Origin of the sequence: Microscilla marina ATCC 23134 (assembly GCF_000169175.1) — a bacterium.
GTDB classification, from domain to species: Bacteria; Bacteroidota; Bacteroidia; order Cytophagales; family Microscillaceae; genus Microscilla; species Microscilla marina.
In genome coordinates, this window is record NZ_AAWS01000132.1 from 1 (window position 1) to 1,226 (window position 1,226).

General features: G+C 42.8%; 1 protein-coding gene. It reads left to right on the forward strand.

Annotated elements, in window-relative coordinates:
• Positions 1–1,226 (forward strand): ligand-binding sensor domain-containing protein (locus M23134_RS37225; RefSeq protein WP_002706416.1); only part of this gene is annotated, 1,226 nt, incomplete at both ends.

The following is a 1,226-nucleotide window of genomic DNA, read 5'->3' on the forward strand; positions in this document are numbered from 1 at the left end:
CATCCGCGACATGGCATTACCTCTATCGTAGAAGATAAAAATGGCAAACTATGGGTAGCCACGTTTAATGGAGGGCTTCATGTGTTCGATCCTGTCACCGAATGCTTCAAGCAAGTACCGATCCCCCACATTGGGCAACCTCAGGACGGCTGTATTCTTAAAATACACCTTGACAAACAAGGTTTTGTGTGGGTAATTACCGAACGCTTGATTTTAAAAAAAATCAACCCAAATACTCATAAAGTTACTTCTTTTGGTCAAAGAAACAAGCTTCAATACACCTCTGATGTTCAGGAAGATGCCTCGGGAAGATACTTATACCTTAACATAAGGAGAAAAGATGTGGTGGTTTTTGATAAGAGCCAAGGCAAGTTTATTACTCATCCCCAAGCGGCTCGTTTGAAGCGCCCCCAAGCATACGATACTCAAGAAATAGTGAAAGACGCTCAAGGCAAATTGTGGATTTACCGCTGTAGTGCAAGCAAACTACAACGAATAAATATAGCTACCGGGGAAACAGCCGTTTTTGAAGATACTTTTGACCAGGCAAAAATACCCTCGAAAAACGCCCAAATCAAAAGTTCTTTTCGCTCTTTTTTGATGCAAGACAGCAAAGGGCTTATCTGGAAGACCAATGCCGGGGGCATGTCAGCGTTTGATCCACAAACAAAAAAAATGATCAGGAGGCATCAACTACCTGCAACCAAAGAAAATATTCGGGTATACCACACCCTTATCGATCAATCGGGTAAGGTATGGTTGGTTACCAATGCAGGGGCGTATATACTCAAGCTTTCGGCCAAGCCATTAGAAACTTTTAATGTGGGCAAAATCACCGATGTAATACTGACAGACCCACAAGGAACGGTTTGGGTAGGGGGACTGGGCACCTTGACGGCATTTTTTGCCAACGGTACCAACAAAACCTATAAGTTTGCTTCCTATTTTAAGCCTGTATCCTGTCCGGCAAATGGTGTTCCATTGGGCATCTCTGGAGATCCGCTGGACAGGGAACATATTCTGTGGGTGACCGTGGCAGGATTTGGATTGCTAAAATTTGATAAAAAAACCGAAACATTTACCCGCTATAAGCCCAAAGGATCCCACGAACAACATTTAGTCAATGCTTATGCTGTATTGATTGATCCAAGCGAGCCTCAAATCATTTGGATTGGGTGTGACAATGGTTTGCAAAAGTTTGATGTGAAAAATGAAACCTTTCAGTT